The organism is Collinsella sp. AM40-7AC, assembly GCF_003468125.1.
Classification (GTDB): domain Bacteria; phylum Actinomycetota; class Coriobacteriia; order Coriobacteriales; family Coriobacteriaceae; genus Collinsella; species Collinsella aerofaciens_O.
This window is the reverse complement of sequence record NZ_QSGK01000001.1, coordinates 146,020-170,471: the sequence shown is the minus strand read 5'-3', so window position 1 is coordinate 170,471 and position 24,452 is coordinate 146,020. Positions and strand designations below refer to the sequence as shown.

Annotated in this window: 20 protein-coding genes; 11 read left to right on the top strand and 9 right to left on the bottom strand. The window is 60.3% G+C overall.

Annotation, left to right across the window (positions count from 1 at the left end):
* The first annotated feature begins 141 nt into the window (after positions 1–141).
* Together DW892_RS00675 and tyrS are read left to right on the top strand one after the other, a co-directional pair.
* Positions 142–2,118, top strand: coding sequence for a U32 family peptidase (locus tag DW892_RS00675; RefSeq protein WP_158566983.1), 1,977 nt, complete (start codon positions 142–144; stop codon positions 2,116–2,118).
* A 97-nt stretch (positions 2,119–2,215) separates the two neighbouring features.
* On the top strand, positions 2,216–3,427 hold the full coding sequence (tyrS, locus tag DW892_RS00670) for a tyrosine--tRNA ligase (protein WP_117765002.1): 1,212 nt from the start codon (positions 2,216–2,218) through the stop codon (positions 3,425–3,427).
* Between the two features lie 227 nt (positions 3,428–3,654).
* Here tyrS and DW892_RS00665 read toward each other — a convergent pair whose 3' ends face one another.
* The 3 genes from DW892_RS00665 to DW892_RS00655 all read right to left on the bottom strand — a co-directional run bounded on the left by DW892_RS00665 (position 3,655) and on the right by DW892_RS00655 (position 6,108).
* Positions 3,655–4,044 (bottom strand): hypothetical protein, encoded by a 390-nt coding sequence (locus DW892_RS00665; RefSeq protein WP_117765000.1) that lies wholly within the window; start codon positions 4,042–4,044, stop codon positions 3,655–3,657.
* A 111-nt stretch (positions 4,045–4,155) separates the two neighbouring features.
* Positions 4,156–5,226: a hypothetical protein gene (locus tag DW892_RS00660; protein WP_117764998.1), complete on the bottom strand. Its 1,071-nt coding sequence runs from the start codon at positions 5,224–5,226 to the stop codon at positions 4,156–4,158.
* Between the two features lie 45 nt (positions 5,227–5,271).
* Positions 5,272–6,108: a hypothetical protein gene (locus DW892_RS00655; RefSeq protein WP_117764996.1), complete on the bottom strand. Its 837-nt coding sequence runs from the start codon at positions 6,106–6,108 to the stop codon at positions 5,272–5,274.
* 274 nt (positions 6,109–6,382) lie between these two features.
* On the opposite strand from DW892_RS00655, the gene DW892_RS00650 reads away from it, so the two are divergent.
* Both DW892_RS00650 and DW892_RS00645 read left to right on the top strand, forming a co-directional pair.
* The gene (locus tag DW892_RS00650) at positions 6,383–8,203 is read left to right on the top strand and encodes an adenine deaminase (RefSeq protein ID WP_117764994.1); all 1,821 of its coding nucleotides are present in this window, start codon (positions 6,383–6,385) and stop codon (positions 8,201–8,203) included.
* A 233-nt stretch (positions 8,204–8,436) separates the two neighbouring features.
* Complete coding sequence (locus tag DW892_RS00645; protein ID WP_117764992.1) at positions 8,437–9,231, top strand: Cof-type HAD-IIB family hydrolase; 795 nt, start codon at positions 8,437–8,439, stop codon at positions 9,229–9,231.
* A gap of 119 nt (positions 9,232–9,350) precedes the next feature.
* Here DW892_RS00645 and DW892_RS00640 read toward each other — a convergent pair whose 3' ends face one another.
* The 6 genes from DW892_RS00640 to DW892_RS00615 all read right to left on the bottom strand — a co-directional run bounded on the left by DW892_RS00640 (position 9,351) and on the right by DW892_RS00615 (position 13,961).
* Positions 9,351–10,193 carry a Cof-type HAD-IIB family hydrolase gene (locus tag DW892_RS00640; protein ID WP_117764990.1) on the bottom strand — a complete coding sequence of 281 codons (843 nt, stop codon included), beginning with the start codon at positions 10,191–10,193 and terminating at the stop codon, positions 9,351–9,353.
* An 87-nt stretch (positions 10,194–10,280) separates the two neighbouring features.
* Positions 10,281–11,699, bottom strand: a complete 1,419-nt coding sequence (locus DW892_RS00635; RefSeq protein WP_117764988.1) for a citrate synthase — start codon at positions 11,697–11,699, stop codon at positions 10,281–10,283.
* A 78-nt stretch (positions 11,700–11,777) separates the two neighbouring features.
* Entirely contained in the window at positions 11,778–12,065 is a 288-nt protein-coding gene (locus tag DW892_RS00630) for an ACT domain-containing protein (protein ID WP_006235289.1), read from the bottom strand.
* Positions 12,066–12,461: 396 nt separating this feature from the next.
* Entirely contained in the window at positions 12,462–13,169 is a 708-nt protein-coding gene (locus DW892_RS00625; protein WP_255415160.1) for a site-specific integrase, read from the bottom strand.
* An 18-nt stretch (positions 13,170–13,187) separates the two neighbouring features.
* The gene (locus DW892_RS00620; protein WP_006235292.1) at positions 13,188–13,439 is read right to left on the bottom strand and encodes a helix-turn-helix transcriptional regulator; all 252 of its coding nucleotides are present in this window, start codon (positions 13,437–13,439) and stop codon (positions 13,188–13,190) included.
* Between the two features lie 9 nt (positions 13,440–13,448).
* Complete coding sequence (locus DW892_RS00615) at positions 13,449–13,961, bottom strand: DUF2975 domain-containing protein (protein WP_006235293.1); 513 nt, start codon at positions 13,959–13,961, stop codon at positions 13,449–13,451.
* A 135-nt stretch (positions 13,962–14,096) separates the two neighbouring features.
* Here DW892_RS00615 and DW892_RS00610 point away from each other — a divergent pair, with 135 nt between their 5' ends.
* The 7 genes from DW892_RS00610 to prfB all read left to right on the top strand — a co-directional run bounded on the left by DW892_RS00610 (position 14,097) and on the right by prfB (position 24,435).
* A complete protein-coding gene (locus DW892_RS00610; protein WP_117764985.1) occupies positions 14,097–16,319 on the top strand; it encodes a hypothetical protein in 2,223 nt (740 codons plus the stop codon).
* The gene (locus DW892_RS00605) at positions 16,316–17,065 is read left to right on the top strand and encodes an ATP-binding cassette domain-containing protein (protein WP_035137424.1); all 750 of its coding nucleotides are present in this window, start codon (positions 16,316–16,318) and stop codon (positions 17,063–17,065) included. Before DW892_RS00610 ends, DW892_RS00605 begins: the two co-directional genes overlap by 4 nt.
* A gap of 279 nt (positions 17,066–17,344) precedes the next feature.
* The gene (locus DW892_RS00600; protein ID WP_187364954.1) at positions 17,345–19,033 is read left to right on the top strand and encodes an ATP-binding cassette domain-containing protein; all 1,689 of its coding nucleotides are present in this window, start codon (positions 17,345–17,347) and stop codon (positions 19,031–19,033) included.
* Position 19,034: 1 nt separating this feature from the next.
* Positions 19,035–19,379: a hypothetical protein gene (locus DW892_RS00595; protein ID WP_117764981.1), complete on the top strand. Its 345-nt coding sequence runs from the start codon at positions 19,035–19,037 to the stop codon at positions 19,377–19,379.
* A gap of 367 nt (positions 19,380–19,746) precedes the next feature.
* The gene (gene rpmE, locus DW892_RS00590; RefSeq protein ID WP_006235303.1) at positions 19,747–20,172 is read left to right on the top strand and encodes a 50S ribosomal protein L31; all 426 of its coding nucleotides are present in this window, start codon (positions 19,747–19,749) and stop codon (positions 20,170–20,172) included.
* Positions 20,173–20,479: 307 nt separating this feature from the next.
* Entirely contained in the window at positions 20,480–23,287 is a 2,808-nt protein-coding gene (gene secA / locus DW892_RS00585) for a preprotein translocase subunit SecA (RefSeq protein WP_117764979.1), read from the top strand.
* Complete coding sequence (gene prfB, locus DW892_RS00580; RefSeq protein WP_117764977.1) at positions 23,287–24,435, top strand: peptide chain release factor 2; 1,149 nt, start codon at positions 23,287–23,289, stop codon at positions 24,433–24,435. Before secA ends, prfB begins: the two co-directional genes overlap by 1 nt.
* The last annotated feature ends 17 nt before the right edge of the window (positions 24,436–24,452 follow it).

Here is a 24,452-nt window from a genome sequence, read left to right as displayed (position 1 = left end):
GTGCCGGACGGTGGATGTGCCGTCGGGGCAGGATGGACATAAGTTATTACACGATAAACCAAACGGGGCGCGCGAGGCCTCGTGTATGCTGGAAGACGGCATTTTTCAGAGTGAATGCATACCTTGGTAAGGAGTTTGTCGATGGCGATTCGGACGATGGGGCCGAGCGGACAATACGAGACTGGATTGGATGCTGCCGGTGCGGCGCTGCCCGAGCTGCTGGCGCCGGCGGGCGGGCTCGACCAGATGCTTGCGGCCATCGCCGCGGGCGCCGATGCCATCTATGCGGGGTTGGGCGGCTTTAACGCCCGTGTGAGCGCCCATGGCTTTACGGATAACGAGTTTGCGCGCGGCTGCGCCGTGGCGCATGCCCATGGCGTGCGTGTGTACGTAACGCTCAACGTGTTCGTGTTTGACGATGAGTTGTCCGACGCGGTGGCGTTGGGAGCTCATGCACTGGAGCTGGGCGCCGATGCTCTGATTGTCGCCGATGCCGGGTTGGCCTGCGCGCTGCGCGCGGCGATTCCCGGGGTCGAGATTCACCTGTCCACGCAGGCGGGCGCTCATAGCGAGGGTGCCGTGCGGCTTGCCGCCGATGAGCTGGGGGTCGAGCGCGTGACGACGGCACGCGAGCTGACGGTCGACGAGATTGCGGCGCTCTGTGCCACGGGCGTGCCCATCGAGGTATTCTGCCACGGTGCGATTTGCATCGGCTATTCGGGGGCGTGCGAGTTCTCGGCCCTGCGGCGTGGACGATCGGCGATGCGCGGCGACTGCACGCAGCCGTGCCGTCTGGCGTACGACCTAGTGGACGAGGCGGGGCAGAGTGTTGTTGCCGTCGAGGGAGACCGCCTGCTTTGTCCGCGTGACTATCTGGGTATCGCGCACCTGCCCGAGCTTGTTGCCGCCGGCGTGGCATCGCTCAAGATCGAGGGACGCATGAAGAATCCCGATTACGTATTCAACGTGGTGAGGGTGTGGCGTCGGGCACTCGATATGCTGTGCGACGGCGCGTGGGACTCCGGTGCCGTGGAAGAGCTTGAACGCGAGCTGGGAAGGTCGTTTAACCGTGGGTTTACCGATGCTTACCTGCGGGGTTGTTCGGGTGTCGAGCTCATGAGCTTTGAGCGCGCGATCAACCAGGGCGTGCGCGTGGGCCACTTGGTGGCGGTGGGTCACGAAGAGGTGACGGTTGAGCTTGATGCCGCCGTGGCGGCGGGCGATACGCTCGAAATCCGATTTTACCCGGGTGCCGACGCGCGTCCCGATGTGCCCAAGCGCTGGCCACAGGTGCCTTGCCCCGTGGATGCCGCTGCGGGAGAGCGCATCGTCGTGCATTGCAAACGTAAGGTGGACGCGGGCTGCGAGGTCTATCTGATTCGCAGCGCCGGCGTGTTGGATCAGACGACGGCGGTGTTGGAGCGCATGCGGGCCGAGGCGGATGCGATTGCGCCCGTTGCGCGTGCCGTTGAGGTGCTGCCCTTTGAGGACGCTGCGGTGGATGGCGGCGCGTCGACGGAGTTGGCGGGGTCGGCGGGGCCGGTAAAGCGCGAGGATTTTGCTCGTATGGTCTTTGCCTGGGAGCTGATGGATGTGGGTCCGCGCGATGAGCGAGATCTGTCCGATACAACGGTGGTGCTCGACGAAGTGTGCCGCGCGGGCGACGCCGAGCGGACTCGGGCGCTTATGCAGCGTGCCGGGCGCGTCGTCTGCCGCAATCTGGGACAAGTGGCGATGGCCCGCGAGCTGGGCACAACGTTTGACGTGGCGGCGCCGGTGTTCTGTGCCAATCGGGCCACGCTTACCTGGCTGCGCGGACTCGGTGCGGGGCGGGTGTGCTTGTCGGCCGAGTTGCTCGGCAATGATGCGGAGCGTGTTGCCGAGCTTGCCGCTTGCCCCGGTGTCTTGGGGCCTGTCGATGCCGACCGTCCCGAGCTCATGGTGTGCGAGCACTGCTTGCTGACTGCCGAGGGCGCCTGCGCCACGGATGCAACGGGGCAGGTCCGTTGCCGTGACTGCTCGCGCCGTCAGCAGGCGCGCTTTTTGGTCGAACGTGACGGCACGCGTTTGCCGGTCGTTATCGACGCGTGCGGCAGGACGAGGATTTTCCTGTCGTAGGTGCCGCGTCGCGCTGTTTTGGTTATTATTAGTGGGTTTATGAACTTCCAGCACCGCCGTATCCGGTGAGGGTGCTATAGCAAAAGGAGGATGCCCAATGCTGTCTGTTGACGAGCAAATGCGTATCATCACCTCGGGTGCAGCGCAGATCGTCCCCGAGGCCGACCTTCGCAAGAAGCTTGAGAAGGGCGAGCCACTCAACATCAAGCTCGGCGTCGATCCCACCAGCCCCGACCTGCACCTGGGCCATGCCGTGCCCCTGCGCAAGATGCGTCAGTTCCAGGACCTGGGCCACAACGTCACCCTTATCATCGGCAACGGCACTGCGCTGATCGGCGACCCCTCGGGCAAGAACTCCACCCGCCCGCAGCTTTCGCAGGAGCAGATCGAGGCCAACGCCGAGACCTACGTGAGCCAGGCCATGAAGATCCTGGATCCCGAGAAGACCACCATCGTGCACAACGGCGACTGGATCCTGTCGATGGATCTGGCCGGCCTGCTGCAGGTGTGCTCCAAGTTCACCGTCGCCCGCATCCTCGAGCGCGATGACTTTACCAAGCGCTACCAGTCCCAGACGCCGATCGCCCTGCACGAGTTCCTGTACCCCGTGATGCAGGCCTTCGACTCCGTTCAGATCAAGGCCGACGTGGAGATGGGCGGCACCGACCAGCTCTTCAACCTGCTCGCCGGCCGCGAGCTCATGGAGAAGATGGGCATGGAGCCGCAGATCGCGCTTACCATGCCGCTGCTCGAGGGCACCGATGGCGTGCGCAAGATGTCCAAGTCCTACGGCAACTACATCGGCCTGACCGATGCTCCCAAGGATATGTTCGGCAAGACCATGTCTATCCCCGACGAGATGATCGGCAAGTACTATCGTCTGGCTAGCTCGCTCGCCCCGGCCGAGGTCGACAAGATCGACGCTGCCCTGGCCGACGGTTCCGCCGATCCCTATGAGCTCAAGCGCGCGCTGGGCCGCGACCTGTGCGACACCTATCACGGCGCCGGTGCCGGTGACGAGGCTCAGGCCGAGTTCGACCGCGTGTTCAAGGAGGGCCAGCTTGCCGACTTCCCCGAGAAGCATGTCGAGCTGACCGTCAACGACGAGGGCCAGATCTACCTCGCCGGCCTGCTTAAGGACCTGGGCCTTTCGGCGAGCGCCGGCCAGGCCCGTCGCGACATCGACGGCGGCGGCGTCAAGATCAACGGCGAGGCCGTGGCTCCCAAGAGCTACAACATCGACCCGAGCGCCCTCAAGCTGGGCGACACCCTCTCCGTAGGCAAGCGCAAGGGCTTCAAGCTGATTTAACGAGTGAGTTGACCTTACAAGTGCAACAAGGCCGCAGCCAGGATTCCCGACTGCGGCCTTTTAAGTTGCGGTGAAATAGTTCCTAAAAACGCGGCCTAGGCCTTTAAACGGGAACTATTCCACCGCAACTTTTTTGGTGCCTTGGTCGTCAATAGTTTGGTGCAATGGAGTCAGGCTAGTCTGCACCAATTTTGCGGTGCCGTTACTGGCTCTGTCATATCGAGGTGCTACTGGTTAGATTGAGAAGCTTCGACAACCATGGTCCAGGGGATAACGCGCCTGACGGCAGCCGCCGCCGAACTAGCAGACCCCTTGTCGCTGAATGATAGCTCTGCCGCGTGATACGCCTCTTCGACGGCGCTGCCATTGACGCCCGCGGCTTCCGCAATCCACAGTGCAAGAGCAGCACAATTCAGATGATTGTAAACACTTTTTGCTGTCCGGGCCCCATCTTGTGCTTCAAGCCATGTGACGCAGTGCTCTTGCTCCGTGTCGCCGGACTGTCCCGGACTTTTCCAAACTTGATCGTCATAAAGCGTCGACCAAGTATAGCTGGCTTTTTTGGTTTTCGCCCACGCTCTCATTTCGGTCGAGTTCATGTCTAGGTTTAGTTGCATCAATAGCTCCTTAGATTAAAAACTATAGACATCAATATAGTGCAATGGGGCCAGGTTACTATGCACCAAGCTGGTGCCGACGCTTGGGATCCCTTGGGCGGGAACCGTCGTCTAGCAACGATAGGGCCACTCGATATCCCAATCTGTCAGCCCTTTGTGGAGCACATCGCCCTCGCGAACGTCGTACGTCCAAAAACGCCCCTTGCTGGGGTTTCCACCAGGCTGAGGGGTGGCGTCCTCGACGACGCCAAACCTTTCGGGAAAGTTGACATAACGCCCGTGTATCGAGGTGTCCCGAACATCCCAAAAGCGCACGCGGTCGCCTTTTTCAAATTTCGGCTTCTCCGGAATCAATCCGAGCGTCTTCATGAGGTCGTAAACCTCGGGATTATGAACTGGAATCCAATATGCCGGCCTGCCAGCCGCATGCAGCGCATCCGCGATCTCGTTTACGTAGGTCACTGCGCGAAGCGCATCGTGACCGAACACCACTTGTTCACCATATAAGCTAAGCTCATAGGCATGCTTGTGGTGGTCCAATGTGTGTGCAGCGCGGTCGAGTCGGGGGCTTCCGTTGATTGCACGACAAAGCTGAGCTTCATCAAGAGATACCCAGACGCTATTATTCCATGGGACGTAATCGTCCGTTTCTCCCATGGCGTTGGAGGCAAGGTCGAGATATCCCTGCGCTATGCTGGCGGCGTTCAGACAGATTTCCGTTGCGTTAGAGCGGTAACTATCTGCCAGATACCCTGCTGTCTCCCGCGCGAGCTCTTCAGAAATCTCGAGGGACTTCTTCATTTCGCTCTCGTCGTGCTCGCTACGCTCGTAGACGAGCTTCGTGTTACGACCTGGCGTGCTCGCACGGTCGTTGCGGTCCGTATAACATTCGACATCACGTCCCAGCCGCGGAACGATCTCGTCGGCAAACCGCCTGCAGCGCTCCTCGTCAGCCACTTTCCACGGCATGACGAATTCAGACACAAGAGGAGTGCCAAGCCGCCAGTCGATATTAAGCTGCAGTTCAATCGGTCCTTCGCCGCTGAGCTTCTCGGGTTCAACGAGTTCGGCAGATTTCACACAGAGGCTATTGCTGAGAGGCCATTGCAAGGCATCTGCAATTTCATCTATGGCTCTCTTCGGCGACACCGTTGAAGAGGAATAATCCTTGTAATAAAACATAACGCCCCTATCTCATGCTACCTAGAGTGGTCCGTCCTTCTCGTGTTACCGGCATTGCCGTGGCATCTCGAGTGTCCTCATGAGCTCAATAACCTCGGGATTGCGAACTGGAATCCAAAATGCCGGTCTACCGGCCATGTCCAACTCATCAGCAAACTCATTCGCGTAGACTACCGCGCACAGCGCGTCAAGACCGCTGAGCGGCGCGCCGTTATGAACGCATCGCATGCAATAATCGAGCTCGCCCGCGGCGTGCCTTAGCCATAAGTCGGCACAACGTATCGCTCGTGCCTCCGACGCATTCTCCAAGTAATTAGAGATGTCGGGCGCGAATACATCCAGACCGCCCATGGCGTGGTAGGCGATTTCGAGACTCGACAGCACCGCCTCACCGGCATAGTGGCAGATGTTGGGGGCCATGGCGCGAAAGTCGTCCTCCAGGCACCTCGCGGCTTCTCGCGCGTCATTTTCGGCCGATTTGAACAGCGGTTCGATTGTGTCAGACAGAAAGTAGTCGGGCTCTCGCTCGTAGACAAGCTTAGTATCGCGCCCGATCTCGCGTGCGCGGGCGCTGTCGCCAGCAAAGCAGTCAACATCGCGACCAAGTTCGGTAAGCAGGTATTGACTAAACGGCTTAAAGCGTACATCTCTCGAGGGTTGCCAGGGCTCGTCGAAGATCGGAGCGAAGGGCTTGCCAAACCGCGGATCGATATTGACCTGAAGCTGAATAGGGCAGTCACCCTCGATATCTTCAGGTCCTACAAGTTCGACGGATTGTACGAAGGGAATAAGTCTAAAGGCGATGCGTACGCCGCGCATGATACCTTCGATATTCCTCTGCGGCGCCCTCGGCTGTCCGCTGCAATCCTTGAGATAGAACAAGGTGTTTCCTTTCTCTTTGGCTTGTCCAAATGCCTTTGACATCAGAGTATATCTCGCCGTGCGGACATAAATTTTGCCCGGTGTGAGCGTGGATAATGTTCCGTTTTGAGCCTGTGCGTCGGGTAAAAATGGGAGATGTTTCTCCGTCCCCAAGGGATCATTAAGCGGAGGGAGGCGTATTTACGACCCTTCTTTTGGGCATACAATGGCTATTGGCTTGCTGCGGTGAAGGCTCGTCCGCTCCGCAGTTATTTCTACAGTTAAAGGAGTATGTATGTCCGTTGAGGTCATGAGGTCTGTGATCGATGCTGCCGAGGGCCGCGTGCCCGTCGACACGCTGTTTACCAATGCGCAGATTGTCGACGTATATGGCCAGCGTGTGGCGCCCGGTAGCGTTGCCGTCAAGGACGGCGTAATCGTCGGCGTGCTCTACGACGGTCGCGACGATGCCGCCGGCACCTACGAGGCGGCTGAGGTCATTGACTGCCAGGGTCGCTATATCGCCCCCGGCTTTATCGACGGACATCTGCATATCGAGTCCTCGAACATCCGTCCCGCCGAGTATGCGCGCATGGCGGCGACGCGCGGCACCACCACTGCCATCGCCGACAGCCACGAGATCGCCAACGTTTCCGGCCTGGACGGCCTGCGCTTTATGATCGAGGACGGCCGTCGCGCGCCCATTTCTATCAAGTACATGATGCCCTCGTGCGTGCCCGCGCTGCCCGATGAGCAAGCGGGCGCTGTGATTACCGCCGCTGACATGCAGGCGTTTTTTGCCGAGTATCCGGGCGATGTCTTTGGTCTGGGCGAAATGATGAACCTGCCGGGTGTCTTTATGGCCGATCCTGAGACCTGCGCTCGCATCGACGCTGCCAACCAGACGCCGTCCAAGCAGGTCGACGGCCATGCGCCACTTGTTGCCGGCAAAGACCTCAACGCCTATGCCGCAGCGGGTATTATCGCCGACCACGAGTCGACGATTCCCGAGGAGGCGCTCGATAAGCTGTCCCGCGGCATGTATGTGATGCTGCGCGAGGGCACGTGCAGCCACGACCTGGCCAACTTGTCGCCGATGCTGCTGGAGAACCCCGCCCGCGCCCGTCGCTGCTGCTTTGCGACCGACGACCGTGCTCCTTCCGACGCGCTTTCGACCGGTATGATCGACAATGCCTGTCGCGTGGCTATCGAGGCCGGCATCGACCCGGTGGTCGCCATCTCCATGGCGTCCCTTTCTACGGCTGAGGCATTTGGCCTGGACCACGGCTGCCGCGACCCACACGAGCTCCGTGGCGCGATCGCCCCGGGCAAGCGCGCCGACCTGCTGGTGCTCGATGACCTTACGTTTGCCACGGCTCCGCATCGTGTTTATGCCGCCGGTGCCCTGGTGGCGCAGGATGGCACCTTTGTGGGCGAAATTGCACCCGAGATGGCCGAGGTTGCGGCCCTTGCCGATGAGCTGCGTGCTTCCGTTAAGCTGCCGAAGCTATCGCTCGACGTGTTCGACTATGCCTTTAAGCCGGGCGAGGCCGTGATCGACGTGGTGCCGGGCAAGGCCATCACGGGCATGGCTCGTCCCGAGAATGCCGAGGGCCTGCGCCGCATTATGCTGATCGAGCGCCACGGCCGCGGCGTGTCACTGCAGGCCGAGGGGGCCGACGGTGATGGCCCTGCGGGCCTGGGTCTTGTTGGCAAGCACATTGGTCGCGGCTGGGTGCGTGGCTTTACCATTACGGGCGGTGCCATCGCCTCGACGATCGGCCACGACTCGCACAACGTGTGCGTGGTGGGCGACAACGCGGCCGATATGATGGCTGCCGTCGAGGCTGTTGGCCAGGGCGGCCACGTGCTGGTGCGCAACGGTGAGGTCGTGGCGCGTATTCCGCTGGCGCTCGGTGGCCTGATGAGCGAGGGCACGGCCGAGGATGTCGCCGCGCAGCACGACGACTTTATGGTCAAGGCGCGCGCCATGGGCATCGAGCCGCCGCTCGACCCCATCATGGGCATCATCTTCCTGCCCCTGCCGGTGATCCCGACGCTCCGCATCCGCCCCGAGGGCATGTTCGACGTCACCACTTTCACCTACGCCGACTAGTCATCGGGGACGTTCTTAAACGACTAGTCATCGGGGACGTTCTTAAACGACTAGTCATCGGGGACACTCTTTGGCGGGCTGCCTGACGCCGCGACCGTAGGACCCCTGGCATGTGTGAGCTATTTGCCAGGTCTATGTAACGTTTACGACTGCGGCGTCTTATTTGAGCTCCCTTTGGGTACGTTGGAATCGGATACACGTCCGATTCCATCAAGCCCGAAGGGAGCTTTTCTATGTTTAAACTGATTGCATCCGATATGGACGGCACACTGCTTGACGAAAATGGCCAGGTGCCGCCTGAGACCTACGAATTGATCCTGGCACTACGCGAGCATGGTGTACATTTTGCCGCATCATCAGGCCGCCGCTACGATCGCCTGTGCGAGTTCTTTGCGCCCGTTCGCGACAAGATGGACTTTGTCGCGGCTAACGGTGCCCAGGTCTACGCCGACGGCAAAATGGTAGACCGCGAGGTGTATTCGCACCTGGCGATTCGAAAGCTCGCCCAGGCCGTCGCGACGTTTCCCAATCTGCATCTTGCGCTCTTTGACCGAACCAAGTCCTTTTTGCTCGATGACGAGAGCAAGTTCGTGCGCGAGGTCGATAAGGACCTCCCCAATGCCGAGCGCATTTGGGAGCTGCCCGATCCCAGCGTAAATATCATCAAAGCGAGTATCTTTTGCGACGACGGTGTCGTTATGGACAGTGCGTACGTGCTACAGCGCGAACTCGGTCAGCTCTTTACCTTTGCGCCTTCAGGCAACGCGTGGATCGATGCCATGCAGCCCGGTGTGTCGAAGGCTTCGGGCATCGCACAGCTCGCGGAGCATTACGGCATTGGGCGCGATGAGGTTATGGCGTTTGGCGACTCTATGAACGACTACGAGATCATTCGCTTTGTCGGCACGGGTTGCGCGATGGAAAACGCGCGCCCCGCGCTCAAGGCGGTGGCCGATCGCGTGGTGGGTCGTAACCGCGACCACGCCGTCCAGCAAGAACTCCGCCGTGTTCTGGAGAGCCTCGCCTAATCCGGCAGTTGGGGACGTTCCTTTTCTGCCGGCAGTGGGGGACAGTCCTTGCAGCTTTTTCGCGAAGAGCGTCCCCAACGACTAGTCATTTAAGAACATCCCCAGTGACTGGCCAATGACTAGGCGAGGGCGGCCATGATGGTGCGGGCGACGCCGTCGTGGTCGTTGTCGTATTCGGTGATGGCGTCGGCGGCCTCGCGGTCTTCGGGCTCGGCGTTGATCATGGCCATGCCGTGGCCCGCTGCCTGCAGCATGGGGATGTCGTTGATGTTGTCGCCGAACGCCCAGGCGTCGGCGAGACGCTCGCCCAGGTATTCGCATAGCCACGTGAGGGCTGTTCCCTTGGTGGCGCCCTTACCCATGACCTCGATATTCATGGCGTAAGAACGCGTGATCTCAATGCCTCCGAGCGTGTCGAGCGCCGCCACGATGGCGTCGCGATCGGCCGGGTCGTGCCAGTACATGGCGATGCGTTCGAGCGTCTCGACCTCGTCGATCTTGCTGTCGATATCCATGTCGATCGGTGTTCGTGTGCGCTTGAGCGAAGCCGCGATGTGGGGGTCACCGCCGCAGAACTCATCCAGGCGCCCGTAAAGCGAGCGGGGGAGGAAGCACTGCCCGTCCGCGAAGATATCGAAGGTGACGTCATGGTCGGCGGCAATGCTATGGACGCGGTGGGCGATGGCGCGGTCGAGCGGTCGGCTCAAAATGCGCGTAGCACGTGAGGCATCGGCGGGCGTACCGTCGTCGAGCTGCCAGACGCTGGCGCCGTTGGCACAGACCGCGTAGTGCACGGCGGGATGGGCGAGAATGGGCTCAAAGATGCCCGACAGCGGACGCCCCGTGCAGGGAACAAACTCGATGCCACGACGTGCGAGCTCGTCGAGCATTGCCCAAGTGGCGTCGCTCATCTGCTTATCGCTCGTCAGCAGCGTTCCGTCCATATCGGAAAACACAATCATTCGTTGCGATCCTTTCTACTGGCATAAAAAGCGTGGCCGAGGGCGGTGATGCCCTGGCCACGCTCGGGTTCTATAACGGTCCGCGTCCTAGCGATCGGCGAGCGGCTTGTACTCCAGCGGCTCGATAACCGGGCGATACGCGGGACGGATGATGCGGTGCGCGCAGAAGAGCTCTTCCATGCGGTGCGCCGACCAGCCGGCCATGCGGGCGACGGCGAACAGCGGCGTAAAAAGCGTCTCGGGCACGCCGAGCATCTTGTAGATAAAGCCCGTGTATAGGTCGATGTTGGCGCAGATGGGCTTGGTCATGCCGTGGTCGCGCATCACCTGCGGTGCCAGGCGCTCGATGCGCTCGATGAGCGCGAACTCCTCGCCCAGGTCCTTCTTGGCGGCAAGCGTGCGCGCGTAACGGCGGCAGACCTCGGCGCGCGGGTCGCTGAGCGTATAGACGGCGTGGCCCATGCCGTAGATGAGGCCCGTGCCGTCGAAGGCCTGCTTGTCAAGGATCTTGCCCAGGTAGGCCGCGACCTCGTCCTCGTCTTCCCAGTTGGAGACATGCGCGCGGATGTCCTCGTGCATAGACACGACCTTGGCATTGGCACCACCGTGGCGCGGGCCCTTGAGCGAGCCGATAGCCGCGGCGTAGGCGGAATACGGGTCGGTGGCCGAAGACGACAGCACGCGGCAAGCGAAGGTGGAGTTGTTGCCGCCGCCGTGCTCGGCATGCAGCATGAGCATAACGTCGAGCAGCATCGCCTCATCGCGGGTGAACGCCATGCCGCCGCGCAGGACCTGTAGGATGGTCTCGGCGGTGGAGAGACCGGGCGTAGGGTGCGGCACGTGAACCTCGGAGCCGCGAAGCTTGGCGACCGAGGCCATGTGTGCGAAGGCGGCGATGCGCGGGAGACGTGCGAGCATGGAAATGGCGACGTCGATTTCGTGCTCGGGCGTGATCACGTCTGGTTCGGCATCGAAGGCGTAGAGCAGCAGTACGGCGCGCTGGAGCACGTTCATGATGCTCGACGATACCGTGGTCATAGGGAACTCTTTAACGTACTCGTCGCTCAGATGTCTAAAGGCGCCCAGGCGCTCGCAAAAGCCGTCGAGCTCTTCCTTGGTGGGCAGAGAGCCCGTAATGAGCAGATAGGCGACTTCTTCGTAGCCGTAGCGATTCTCGGCCTGGGCATTGTTGACCAGGTCCTCGATGCTATAGCCGCGCAGCGTAAGCTTGCCCTGGTCGGGCACGACTTTGCCGTCGACCTTGTTGTAGCCGTGCACGTCCGAGATGCGGGTAAGACCCGCGACCACACCCGAGCCGTCGGCGTTGCGCAGGCCGCGCTTGACGTTGTGCTCGACGAACAGACCCTCGTCATACGGATCAGTCGGTAGGCCGTGGTAGAGGTTTTCGCTTTCGGGCGAAATCTGGCGGCTCGCCTCATAATCCAAGACCAGGCGGCTCAGATGGTCATCGAAGCGGTAGTAGATTTTCTTGGCGTCGTAAGCCATGCGCGCTCCTCTCGGGGTCGTGTGGGGGCGGCGTGCTTGGGTGCAGATGCGCCAGCCTGTTCCCGCACGACCTGTTCGCTACAGGCGGTACATAAAGTTAAAGACATCCTCGCGCTGGATGGACACATTGACGCCCGAAAGCTCGCCGGCCTCGGCAAGCGCCTTCTGGAGTTCGGCGAAGTCGAGCTTGGACTCGGCGGTGTCGGCCAGCATGGTCATGGTGAAGATGTCCTCGATAATGGACTGCGTAATGTCGCGGATGTCGACGTTGGCCTCGCCCAGAACACGGGTGACGCCGGCGACGATGCCGGGGCGGTTCTTGCCAAGGACGGTGATGACGATACGGGAGGACGAGATCTCGGCCATGGGAAACCCTTTCGCGTGATTGCGGCGCGCGCGGGGCGCTCCGCTACGGTACAGTGTTCATCATTGTACCTGTCTGGCGCAAAAAAGGCGCGCTCGCTGCGGCGTTACATGCCTGCAACATGAGCGTAAGGGGGAAGGCCGTACGGGGAAGAGCCGTCTGGCGCGTGTCCGGCTCGTGTTGGGTTGATTTCCGATCTCAGCCGAACACATTGAGCGGACAGGCCGTTCCCGCAGTCAGCCGAACGCCTCCGACGGCTGATTCCGAACTGGAAGCGGAGGGCATCCCCGCCCTTCGGTAGGGGATACCGCTCCGCGGCGCATGCCGCGGGCGGCGCCCCTATCGGACCACCGTGACCTCAGTTGGGATGGGCCCAGCACTGCCGCGTACTCGGTGAGCTAGAGCCAACTGTTCGTCTTCACGTCGCGTATGGCGATATTTCGGTCGTCCGGCTCGGTGATGCCGTAGCCGAACGCCTGGAGCGTCTCGATGGACTCCTGGATCCTCTGTTGGAACATGGGACCCGGATCGACCCTCGGCCCGAGGTGCCCGCGCCAAAGGCACGGCGTGGCGCGCAGCATGTTATGGATTTTGGAGATGGGCTCGATGTCGGCGTAGACGTTGAGCGTCGCCATGGCGTCCTTGTGGCCGAGGATCGATTGGAGCGCCTTGATATCGCCGCCTTGGCGGATCCACTGCGTTGCGAACGTGTGGCGAAGGCCGTGGAACGTGATCAGCTCGTCGTTGGTGCCCATGAGGCCGTTGGTCTCCGAGAACGTCTTGAACGCCCTGCGGATATAGCTTGTCGTCGCGAAGGTCGCGCCCGGCTCCGACAGGATGTAGCAGTCCCCGATCTCGACCGCCCCGGTAAGGCCGCGCAAGCGCAGCTTTCCGCAGTCGATCTCGTGGGTCTCCTTCAGGAAGGGGAGTAGGCCGACCGGGTCGATGGGGATACCCCTGGCGTCATGGGTCTTGGTGTCCTTGATGAACGAACCCATTCCCTTCGCGTGCGCCACCGAGTGTCTGATCGAGATCAGGCCCGTCTCGAAATCCACATCGCACCACCGAAGGCCGCAGACCTCGCCGATTCGCATCCCCGTGTGCAGGGCGAGTACGACCGCCCTCTAATCCTCGGCGGACCAATCGAGTCCGAACTCCTTTCGGGCATCCTCTTCGCTCATGACTTCGAGAAGGTCTCCGGGTTGGCAACGAAGGGCGAGGCATAGCTGCTCGAGTGTGTTGAAGCGAATGCCGCGAATATGCCCTTTTTTAATACGGGACAGGTTCACGGGCGTGGTTCCAATCCTTTCGGCAAGTTCGTTCGAGGAAATCTTTCGCTCGGCCATGATCTTGTCGAGGCGAACAATTACGGGCATGGCGTTTCCTTACGCAATCTCGTCGGAGTCGAGGTACAGCTCTCGGGCGTACAAGAAGAGCTGGGAAAGCATGAACAGGACGATGCCGAGAACCAGAGAGGTCCAATCGAATGATGAAGCGATCTCTTGGGCGCCGACGGCCCCCTCGCCGCCAAACATCGAAACGGAGGTTTTGAGTGAGCCGGCGTAGAGGCTGGTGGCAGCTTGAACAACGAAGAGAATGCCGAGCACCTTCAAGCATGTCGCAGACCCTTTCTTGAAGGGGTCTCCGCTCTTGATCGTCCACACGAGAACGGCGCTGAGGATGGTCGTAGCGATACCGATGACGGCAGGGACCAATGTCGAGATCGCAAGGGCTGGATACGCGGGGGAGTCTGCAATTACAGGGTTGTCGAGCACTTCGATTGCTGGCTTTAAGGAGAACGCCACTTGTGCGATGGCGGTGGCGCAAAGGGTCGCAGAGGCTATCGCACATGCGATGCGGAAGGAATGAAGCCGGGGAGTGCGATTGTCGGAACTCATAATAACCTCCGAAGAATTTAAAAAACTCAGGTTACTTTTTAACAGTTTATGTTAAATTGACTTTGCCGGCAAGTAATAAGGGCCGAGCATTTTGTTCGGCCACTCTGTTCCGACTGGATGAGGTTAAGGTTGGCGATGAATATGCTCAAAATCTCGAAGGCGATCTTTAGGTCGCTTCTCTCCTCCAGGTCGCTCTGTGTTGTCGTTGTTGCGTTGATGGTTCTTTGTGCTCTGCCCGTCTTCAGGAGCGCGGCTGGCATCGACGGACGGGTCGAATACCTCGAGTCGGGAATAACCCGTGTTGAGCAGGAATTGTCAGCATCCTATGCGGATGCGCTTGTGAATGCGGGGGAGGACGGTGTCTATGCCTCTTCATCAAGCATGCCCGCGCTTCTGTACCCTCTTGCCGCGGGACGTCTTATCTTGGCACCGCTCTCTCCCCTACTTCCGCTTCTGCAGATATCGGATGGAGAGTACACCTATTATGACGGATCGAAGGAGTACTTGCTATGGGTCGCAACGGCCGTTGCCGTCTCGTTCCTTGCCGCGCGTCTTAACAAACGTGAAAAGCTCATCATCCAGGCACCGATGGGCGAGCTGGGTAGACTTGTTGCATCGAGCGTATGGGCGAGTGTTTTTGCAATGCTTGCCGTCCTCGCCATCAATCTTCCAGGGATAATCGCCGCGCTTGTGAAGAATGGCCCGGGCTCGCCGTTCTATCCGATAGGCTACATTCAATATGCGACTCCGGTTATCAAACCGGCTTGGCTGGTGTTCGCGCAGACGGCCATCTTGCAATTCTTGGTGGCAGCGTTCATCTCGCTTGTCGTTCACCTTGCCGTGAAGATTGCCAATAACCCTACGCTTGGAATCGTGTTCGTATGTGCCCTGATGGGGGTGACGATGGTTCCCGGGTATTACGGAAGATCCATCGCTTTACGTGAGTTCGCCCTGTTGAATCCCCTTACGTATGCGAACACTGAGTTGACCGTCGGCGCCTATAGCCCGTACCCGACAACGCAGATAGTGAATCTGCCTGGACTTTGCTTCGAGCGTGGCGCGATTGCCCTCGTATGCGCAATCGGGATCGAGGTGCTGGCAATTAGCCTGCTTTGCGTTGCTGGAAAGAGCGGCTGCGCGTGCCCGATATCCCCGATTTGTCTTGAGAGAGGTTCCTTCACTGCATCGAGAACGGCAACTCGTTCGAGCGCTTGTGCCTCCGCCGTTGCATACGTAAGAACGATGGGGAAACTGCTCCTGCGTTCTCCTACCCTCGCCGTATGCGCGATTGCAATGTCGATGACGATGCTGGCCCCGGCTCTGGTCGAGATGTTTCCTGACGCTGATAACGTTTCCGCTGTTCGGTATAGGGATGGGGAGCTCCGTTCAATAGATCGGTATCTAGAGCAGAACGCTGCGAATATGGACGTCGAGGGCAAAGCGGCCCTGGAAGACATGCGGGATGCTCTTTCGGGTTTCGTGTACGCGCCTATGCCTGCGGAGGGGTTTCGAAGCCTTGCGACGTACGAGCGCGCTCGAGGTGAGCTGGGCGCGGCAGATGCGACTCTCCTGCAATCGATCGGAATCGAGCCGGAGACTCCTTCTCGTGCGGAGGCGCGCGCCCTTCTGCTTGAGTCGATCGCGAGCTTGCCGGACCCCAAGGTTTACGAGTTAAGTACGAAGATGCCCCCATTAATCCTCCTTTCGTATCTCCAGGCAGCGCTTCCCTCCTTATTTTTGCTGTTGCCCGTGGTTGTCACATCGCTCGCGTGCACCCACCTGCAGTGTCGTTCCCTTCTGGTTCTCCAGATCCCCGCAACAGCGCATGTGCGTTTTCTGACGGCTGTTGCGCTGGCTCTCCTGCTTGGCTTGGTGCTGCTTTTGGTGTCGATGGTTCCCGCTGTCGTTGTGTCCGTGATTAAGAACGGTGCGGGTGGATCGGAGTATCCCGTCGCTCTCATTCGGGCGGGAGCTTCGACAACGTCCACGGTGGGGGAGGCGGTGTTGTGCAGTATTCCGTTGCTGGTCATGGCATACGGCGTGATTTCCGTCGTCGCTGCGTTGACAGCAGCGATTAGCCGCAACCCCGTTGTCACCGGAATGGTTTGCGCGGTTCTCTTGGTGTTGGGTTCGTTGAGCGCTCATGTTGAAAGCGTGGGCATGGGCGTCGCGCTGCTGGCTCCATTCGCCTCGTTTGATCCCGCTTCCCAGGTGGGGACGATTGGGTTCCTTGGGCGAGGGACGAACGCGATGCCTTTTGGAGAGGTCGTCGGCGCATCGGGCGCTCTGCTGGTGGTCTTGGGCGCCGTATCTCCGTTGATGGTGCGCCTGAGTGTTCCAAAGATCGAAAGGGGATGATCTCGATGATTGACCTTCAAACGCTGACGATCTCTTATGGAAAGAAGGTGCTCGTAGATTCGGTGAACGCTGAGTTTGCCCCGGGTACGGTCTACGGTCTCGTCGCTCCGAACGGGCATGGAAAGACGACGTTGCTGCGTGCGATGGCAGGTTTGCCGGGTCCTCGCGTGGACGGGAGCATCGTTCTGGATGAGGTGCAGGGTACGGGTGCGAGAGAGGTCCGTTCTATGATCTTCTATGCACCTGGTGAGGGGACGCTGCTGTATCCCGGATTGCGTGCGGAAGATCACCTCAAGATGGTTTGCGATATGTGGCCGCATGCTCGCGATATCGAAGAGATAGTGGAACAAACGCAGATAGGCGAGTTCGCGAAGATGAGGATCCGCACTCTGAGCCAGGGCATGAAGCAGCAGCTTACCCTGGCGATTGCGTATGCGACGGGCGCGCGGTACCTTCTATTAGATGAGCCCATGAACGCGCTCGACCCCAGCAGGGTGGACTTGCATTCCGAGATTCTCAGGAAGCTGGCCGATTCTGGTACGTGCATCATCATGTCATCCCACATCTTGGATTCGGTCGATAGGCTGTGCGATGAGATTCTGTTTTTGAAGGATGGGAGGCTCATTAGAAGCATTCCGCAAGATGATGCTGCGCCGAAGTCTCCTGGATCCCATTTCGCAAAGCCTGCCGGACGCGCCGAGGGTGCGCTAAGCACGTATCGGCGACTCTACGAAAAGGGCGGGTAGAAATGCAAGTTAAAAATCTATGTGGCCAATGTGATACCGTTGAACCCGCGTATCGATACCGCTCAGCCATTCGCCTCGCCCCCGTCGCACGTATCTTCATCCGGTCTGTTACTTTTAATCTAACGATTCTTTGAGGAACGTAGGTGCTTCTGAATGTACTGTCGACTTCTTCTCAAACTGATCCTAAGAGACAAGGCCGCATGGATTTGTACGCTCGTTCTCGCTGCAGCCTTTTCCGTCCCCATTGCGTTCAATTCACCCATCTACGGGCCCTTCTTTATGAAGCAGGGCATGCAGGGCTTTGTCGACGCATTCAATATGCGCGCGCCCCAGGCCAGCGGCACAGACCTATCGCCAGAGCAGCAAGCTGACGCGGAGCTTGCAAGATACGCGAACGCCGCCCTTGCCGCTCAAACCGACGCCGCCTTTCTCGATTCTGCCGAGAGCTACTACGCGCTCATGGGCGAAGGCTTCCAATCCGGGTCCATCGTGGGAGACCGAGAGACCAATGACGCGGCGCTCGCGTATTGCCGTGCCCTGAGCAGCTCCGGCATCACGGATATCCCGGCCTCCGCAAACGACCTGCCATTCCTTTCCTTCCTGCCTTACGCCATTGCCACGGCGCCGTCTTTCCTTCCCTTCATTCCCTTCCTTCTCTCGTCGATACTCGTGCTCGGGGCCACAAGGCCTGCGACCCTGGCGGCAAAGGCGCCCGCGCCCAAATTCCGGCGCCTTATCCAGATCGTGTTTTCGATAATCGCCGCGGGGACCGCGATGCTCCTCGCCGGCCTCGCACCCGGGGGCATTTACGCCTTGGCCCTAAACGGCTTCGGGCAAATTGGGTACCCGATCGCCTTCTTCCATGACGGCGCGCTTACCACCACGACCGCGGGAAACGTCTTCACGGCCCTGCTTATCGCGCTTCTTGCGGGCGGAACCTTGATATCCGTTTGCTCCGCCGTCCTATCGACCGCAACGAGGCGCGTCCTCGCGGGCCCCCTTACCTCCGCGCTGCTTGTCGCGGCCCCGGCATTCCCGTTACTGTCCGATTCGGCGCTGGAGCATAACGCCGCGCTCAATCTCCTGCCGCTGGCCGTGTTCTCGCCTATCGAGGCAACGGGTTACGTAGGATGCTTCCCGACAGAATTCATTGGCTCCGGTTCAGGCAGCGCATCGATGCTTGCCGTGGCCCTGGCATACGTCGCGGTCTTTTTTACGGTCGGCGCCGTTGCGGCACGTTCCCCCAAACAGCCTGGACCCGCGAAAAAGCACCATGGGCTCGAGCTTCTGGACGCGAGCGTGGGATACGGGAGCACGACGATACTTTCAATCGGGTCGCTTTTCCTGAGCCCGGGAACGGCGGCGGGCCTCGTTGCTCCCAACGGCTCGGGGAAAACCACCCTTCTTGAAGCGCTGTCGGGCCAATTTCCCACCCGCATCCGCTCGGGAAGCCTGGCGGCAGACGGAATCTGCCAACGTCGATCAGCCGAATTTGCAGAACTCGTCTACCTGAGCTCTTCGGGCAGCGCGGATCTCTATCCCACGCTATCGGCCATCGAGCACCTTGCTTTCGTTAGGGAGGCGTGGAAATCGGCCGCCGACATCGACTCGCTCTGCGACTCCCTCGGAATCTCCCCATATCTCGACAAGCCGACCCGTAAACTCTCGACAGGAATGAAGCAGCAGGTAAAGCTTGCCATGGCGATAGCGACCGATTGCCCGTACCTCATCCTCGATGAACCGCTGAACGCCCTCGATCCGGGAAAGCGGAAAACCTCCTGCGACGCGATGCGCAGCGAGGTGGCGCGGGGACGAAGCGTGCTCATTTCAAGCCATCTGCTCGACGACCTGGCAGACCTCACCAACTCGTTCTACTTCATCGAGGCCGGCACGCTCGTGGAAAAGATCAAGTCGTCCTCGCAGACGCTCAAGCAGGAATACCTCGATACATACGAGCGAGGTGAATGACATGAAACTATTTGAACAGCTGAAGTCCAATCCGTCGCGCATGGCTGTCTACGCCATCCTCGTGGCAACGGCTTTATGCGGAATCGCGGCACCCGTCTATGCGCTCAACGGGGAGAAAGGCGATGTCGAACCCGCGTACATGGCTTCGACGGTTAAGGACCGGTACAAAGCCTTCTCTGGAGACACGTTTTACGTAGCAGAGTACGACACGATCTACCGTCAGCTTCGCTACAACAAGGGCTACGACTATCTAGGCGCAGAGGCAATCAGCTATACGTCGGGTTGGTACCGCTCCAACTATGGACACATAACCCAGTTCAAGTGTAACTACCGTGTGTACAACTAAAGCAACCGGCCGGGACGAGGGGTGACGCAAAAGCGTCGCCCCTCGTTTTTAACCATGTCAACTGAACCTAGTTCAGTTTGGTTGATTTCCGATCTCAGCCGAACACATTGAGCGGAAAGGCCGTTCCCGCAGTCAGTCGAACGTCCCCGGGGCCCTTCTCAGGCCCCGGGGACGGCATTTTCCCAGTTGAAGGAACGGTGGAGATGTGTTTCGATGGGTCAGATTCGTGTCGTTCCGAAAAGACCGTGAACCTTTTGTGGGACACGCGGCGCCGTGGTACCATAGCCGAGTTTGTTGTCTTGGTCGGAAACCAAGACGCCTTATGCGCTGATCGGTAACCAGCGCCTGACCAATAAGGAGTCCTACCATGAAGCAGGGTATCCATCCCCAGTATGTCGAGTGCACGGTGACGTGCTCCTGCGGCAACACCTTCAAGACGCACGCTACCGTGTCCGAGATGAAGGTTGAGCTTTGCAACGAGTGCCACCCGTTCTACACCGGCCAGCAGAAGTTCGTCGACACCGGTGGACGCGTCCAGCGCTTCGCCGACAAGTTCGGTGGCGCCGCTGCCGCCCAGCTCAAGAAGGCTGAGGAGGCCAAGGCTGCCAAGGCCGCCAAGGCTGCTGAGGCCGAGGCCGCTCGCAAGGCCGCCGCTGAGGCTAAGGCTGCCGAGAAGGCTAAGCGTGCCGCTAAGTTTGCCGAGGAGGCTGCCAAGCAGGCCGCCGAGGCTCCCGCAGAGGCTCCCGTCGAGGAGGCCGCTGCCGAGGCCGAGACCACCGAGGCTGCTGAGTAAATAGCTCGCCGCGGAATCACTCGCATTCATGGCATGAGGGCCGTGCATCCATTTGGGTGCGCGGCCCTTTTCTTTTTATTGGTGCAAGCTAACCTGTCCTCGTGGCACCACATGGCAGAGAGGCGGCGTTTGCTCAGATAAAACTTGCCAAAATAAACCTGTCCCATTGTGGCAGGTTGGTCATAGTTATTACGTGGCGGTCGAGGTCGACCGCATAGGCCGCGCCTTGTTTGGCTAAAGTACAATCATCTGTGTTTAACTCGCCCGCAGCTGCACGGCGTGGGCGATGGCCAAAAAGGAAAACCACATGGGATTCATGTCAAAGCTGCTGTCCTTTGGATCCGATAAGGACCTTAAGCGCTACTACAAGATCGTCGACCAGATCAACGGTCTTGAGCCCCAGTTTGAGAAGATGACCGAGGAGGAACTCCGCGGCCAGACCGATAAGTTCCGCGAGCGTTACGCCAACGGCGAGTCGCTTGACGACATGCTCCCCGAGGCCTTTGCCACCGTGCGTGAGGCTTCCAAGCGCACCATGGGTATGCGCCACTTTGACGTGCAGCTCATTGGCGCCATGGCACTGCACGAGGGCCACATCGCCGAGATGAAGACCGGCGAAGGTAAGACCCTCGTCTCCACGTTGGCTGGCTATCTCAACGCTATTGCCGGCAAGGGCGTGCACGTCGTTACTGTCAATGATTACCTTGCCAAGCGCGACTCCGAGTGGATGGGCCGCATCTATAAGTACCTGGGCATGACCGTCGGTCTGCTCCAGAACAACATGCCACTCGAGCTCAAGCGCCCGGCCTACCAGGCCGACGTCACCTACGGCACCAACTCCGAGTTCGGCTTTGATTACCTGCGCGACAACATGGTTACCCGTCCCGAGCAGCGCGTGCAGCGCGGCCACAACTACGCCATCGTCGACGAGGTTGACTCCATCCTGATCGATGAGGCCCGCACCCCGCTGATCATCTCGGGCGCTGGCACCAAGTCCGCCAGTACCTACAAGGACTTCGCGCGTGCCGTGCGTGGCCTTGAGCGCGGCGAGGACGTGTCGCACGACATGCTCACCGCCACCGAGGACGTCGAGCCCACGGGCGACTATGTCATGGACGAGGCCAAGCACACCATTGCCGCCACCGAGCGCGGCCTTAAGAAGATCGAGCGCCGCCTGGGTATCGATGACATCTATGCCGATCTCTCCGGCCAGCTGGTCAACCACCTGCAGCAGGCGCTGAAGGCCCAGTACATGTTCCACCGCGACAAGCAGTACGTGGTCACCAACGGCGAGGTCAAGATCGTCGACGAGTTCACCGGCCGCATTATGGAAGGCCGCCGTTACTCCGAGGGCCTGCACCAGGCCATCGAGGCCAAAGAGGGCGTGCTCGTACGCGAGGAGAACCAGACGCTGGCCACCATCACCCTGCAGAACTACTTCCGTCTGTATGACAAGCTCTCCGGCATGACCGGTACGGCACTTACCGAGGATGCCGAGTTCCGCGAGATCTACAAGCTGCCCGTCGAGGTCATCCCCTCCAACAAGCCTGTGCAGCGCGTGGACCACGAGGACCTGGTGTACCGCACCATCCAGGCCAAGTACAATGCCGTCGCCGACGATGTCGAGCAGCGTCACGCCAAGGGCCAGCCGGTCCTGGTGGGCACCGTCTCCATCGAGAGCTCCGAGAAGCTGTCCGCCGCCCTTACCAAGCGCGGTATCGCGCACGAGGTCCTCAACGCTAAACATCACGAGCGCGAGGCTCATATCGTTGCCCAGGCCGGACGCTACGGCGCTGTGACCATCGCCACCAACATGGCCGGTCGTGGTACCGACATCCTGCTGGGCGGCAACCCCGACGAGCTGGTGCGCGAGCGCCTGGAGTACGAGGGCCTGACCATGGAGGACGTGACGCCCGAGCAGCTCGAGCAGTTTAACGCCGAAGCCAAGGAGACCTGCAAGGCCGAGCGCGAGCGCGTGCTTGCCGCCGGCGGCCTGACCGTTATCGGCACCGAGCGCCATGAGTCCCGCCGCATCGACAACCAGCTGCGTGGCCGTTCCGGCCGTCAGGGCGATCCGGGCGAGACCCAGTTCTACCTGTCGCTCGAGGACGACCTCATGCGCCTGTTCGGCGGCGACAAGATGGACCGCGTCTCCAAGATGATGGTCACGGCCGACATGGGCGACGACATGCCCATCCAGCACAAGATCATCTCCAAGGCCGTCGAGAGCGCCCAGCACAAGGTCGAGAGCATCAACTTCTCCATGCGTAAGAGCGTCCTTGAGTACGACGACGTCATGAACAAGCAGCGCCAGGTCATCTACGCCGAGCGCAATAAGATTCTGGACGGCAAGGATCTGACCGACCACATCACCGAGGTCATGCACGATACCGTCTACCGCTGCGTGCAGGAGTTCTGCACCAAGGACAGTCACGATGGCGAGCGCGACCTGGAGGGCCTGCGCAAGTGGGTTGTGGAGCTCACCGGCCACATCGATACGCCCAAGTTCCCCGACGAGGATTATGAGGCCCTGGCTGCCGATGTCCTGGCTTACGTAGAGAAGTGCTACAACATGAAGGCCGAGCGCTTGGGCGAGGACCTGATGCGCGAGCTCAACACCCAGGTCATGCTGCGCGTCATCGATACCCGCTGGATGAACTACCTGCAGGAGATGGACTACCTCAAGACCGGCATTGGCCTGCGCGGCTTTGGCCAGCGCGACCCGCTGGTCGAGTACAAGACTGAGGCCTACGGCGCGTTCCAGATCCTCGTCGACACCATGTACGAGGATTACCTGCGCACGGTTCTGCGCATCGAGATCAAGGCTGCCCCGCGTGCCGTGGAGCACAAGGAAGAGCCCACGCTCGAGGGTGCGCGCTTCTCCGGTCCTGCCGAGGTCGATGGCGACAACGGCGACTCGGTGCTGCGCAAGCAGGCGCAGGTGCAGGCCCGCACGGCTGTCCAGGGTGGTCCGGCTGCCGTCAACAACGGTGGCAAGGTGACCACCTATCGCAAGTCCGAGAGCGACGATCCGTACGTCAACGTGGGCCGCAACGACCCGTGCCCCTGCGGTAGCGGCAAGAAGTTTAAGTACTGCCACGGCAGGAATCGTTAATGGCTGAGGCTTTAGAGGTAACGCCCGCCGAGCTGGACGCGTTTGCGGACCGGCTCGGCGAGGTCGAGTCGTATCTCCACTTGGACGAAAAGCGCACGCGCGTGACCGAGCTCGAGGCCAAAAGCGTGGCCCCCGGCTTTTGGGATGATGCCGACGCCGCCCGTGCCACCATGGAGGAAATCGCGCGCACCAAGGAAGATATCGCCGCCGTGGACAACGCGCGCGGCGAGCTTTCCGATGCCCGCGCCGCGCTGGAGCTTGCCGAGGAGATGGGGGATGACCCCGATGCCGCCGCCCTTCGCGAGGAGGCTACAGCCACGGCTGAGCGCCTGGCCCGTGCCATCGATGAGCTTGAGCTTTCGAGCTGGTTTACCGGTGAGTTCGATCACGGCGATGCCATTGTGACCATCAAGCCCGGACAGGGTGGTCTGGAGGCCCAGGACTGGACCTTCATGCTCTTTAAGATGTACATGAAGTACTGCCAGCGTCGCGGCTGGAAGGTCACGATTAACGACTGCCCCGCTGCTGAGGTCATCGGCATCGACCGCGCGACCTTTACCGTCGAGGGCAAGGACGCATTTGGCATGCTGCGCGCCGAGGCCGGTGTGCACCGCCTGGTACGAATTAGCCCCACCGACGACAAGAAGCGCCGCCAGACCACGTTCGCTGGCGTCGAGGTCATCCCCGTGCTACCCGATGATATCGACATCGAGATCAGTCCCGATGACATCCGCGTGGACGTGTACCACGCGAGCGGCCCGGGCGGTCAGGGCGTTAACACCACCGACTCCGCCGTGCGCGTGACGCATTTTCCCAGTGGCATTGTGGTTACCTGCCAAAACGAGCGCAGCCAGATCCAGAACAAGGCCGCGTGCATGCAGATCCTCAAGGCTCGCCTGTACGAGATTGAGCTCGAGAAGCGCGCCGAGGCGCTCGATGAGATTCGCGGACCCAAAACCACGATCGGTTTTGGCAACCAGATTCGCAGCTACGTGCTCTACCCGTACCAGATGGTCAAGGATCTGCGCTCGGGTGTGGAGACCAGCAACGTCGAGGCCGTTCTTGACGATGGCGATTTGGATCCGTTTGTGATTGGCTATCACCGTTGGACTACCGGCAACGCCGATGTAGAAGGCTCGGAGATCTAAAACATCGGGCGGCTTCA

Excerpts from the sequence above, each read along its gene's own strand:
- DW892_RS00675 (WP_158566983.1), top strand. The coding sequence starts at position 142 with ATGGCGATTCGGACGATGGGGCCGAGCGGACAATACGAGACTGGATTG.
- DW892_RS00635 (WP_117764988.1), bottom strand. The coding sequence starts at position 11,699 with ATGGCTTACGACGCCAAGAAAATCTACTACCGCTTCGATGACCATCTG.
- DW892_RS00660 (WP_117764998.1), bottom strand. The coding sequence starts at position 5,226 with ATGTTTTATTACAAGGATTATTCCTCTTCAACGGTGTCGCCGAAGAGA.
- DW892_RS00610 (WP_117764985.1), top strand. The coding sequence starts at position 14,097 with ATGAATATGCTCAAAATCTCGAAGGCGATCTTTAGGTCGCTTCTCTCC.
- DW892_RS00630 (WP_006235289.1), bottom strand. The coding sequence starts at position 12,065 with ATGGCCGAGATCTCGTCCTCCCGTATCGTCATCACCGTCCTTGGCAAG.
- DW892_RS00620 (WP_006235292.1), bottom strand. The coding sequence starts at position 13,439 with ATGCCCGTAATTGTTCGCCTCGACAAGATCATGGCCGAGCGAAAGATT.
- rpmE (WP_006235303.1), top strand. The coding sequence starts at position 19,747 with ATGAAGCAGGGTATCCATCCCCAGTATGTCGAGTGCACGGTGACGTGC.
- tyrS (WP_117765002.1), top strand. The coding sequence starts at position 2,216 with ATGCTGTCTGTTGACGAGCAAATGCGTATCATCACCTCGGGTGCAGCG.
- DW892_RS00645 (WP_117764992.1), top strand. The coding sequence starts at position 8,437 with ATGTTTAAACTGATTGCATCCGATATGGACGGCACACTGCTTGACGAA.
- secA (WP_117764979.1), top strand. The coding sequence starts at position 20,480 with ATGGGATTCATGTCAAAGCTGCTGTCCTTTGGATCCGATAAGGACCTT.
- DW892_RS00605 (WP_035137424.1), top strand. The coding sequence starts at position 16,316 with ATGATCTCGATGATTGACCTTCAAACGCTGACGATCTCTTATGGAAAG.
- DW892_RS00595 (WP_117764981.1), top strand. The coding sequence starts at position 19,035 with ATGAAACTATTTGAACAGCTGAAGTCCAATCCGTCGCGCATGGCTGTC.
- DW892_RS00665 (WP_117765000.1), bottom strand. The coding sequence starts at position 4,044 with ATGCAACTAAACCTAGACATGAACTCGACCGAAATGAGAGCGTGGGCG.
- DW892_RS00650 (WP_117764994.1), top strand. The coding sequence starts at position 6,383 with ATGTCCGTTGAGGTCATGAGGTCTGTGATCGATGCTGCCGAGGGCCGC.
- prfB (WP_117764977.1), top strand. The coding sequence starts at position 23,287 with ATGGCTGAGGCTTTAGAGGTAACGCCCGCCGAGCTGGACGCGTTTGCG.
- DW892_RS00640 (WP_117764990.1), bottom strand. The coding sequence starts at position 10,193 with ATGATTGTGTTTTCCGATATGGACGGAACGCTGCTGACGAGCGATAAG.
- DW892_RS00615 (WP_006235293.1), bottom strand. The coding sequence starts at position 13,961 with ATGAGTTCCGACAATCGCACTCCCCGGCTTCATTCCTTCCGCATCGCA.
- DW892_RS00600 (WP_187364954.1), top strand. The coding sequence starts at position 17,345 with ATGAAGCAGGGCATGCAGGGCTTTGTCGACGCATTCAATATGCGCGCG.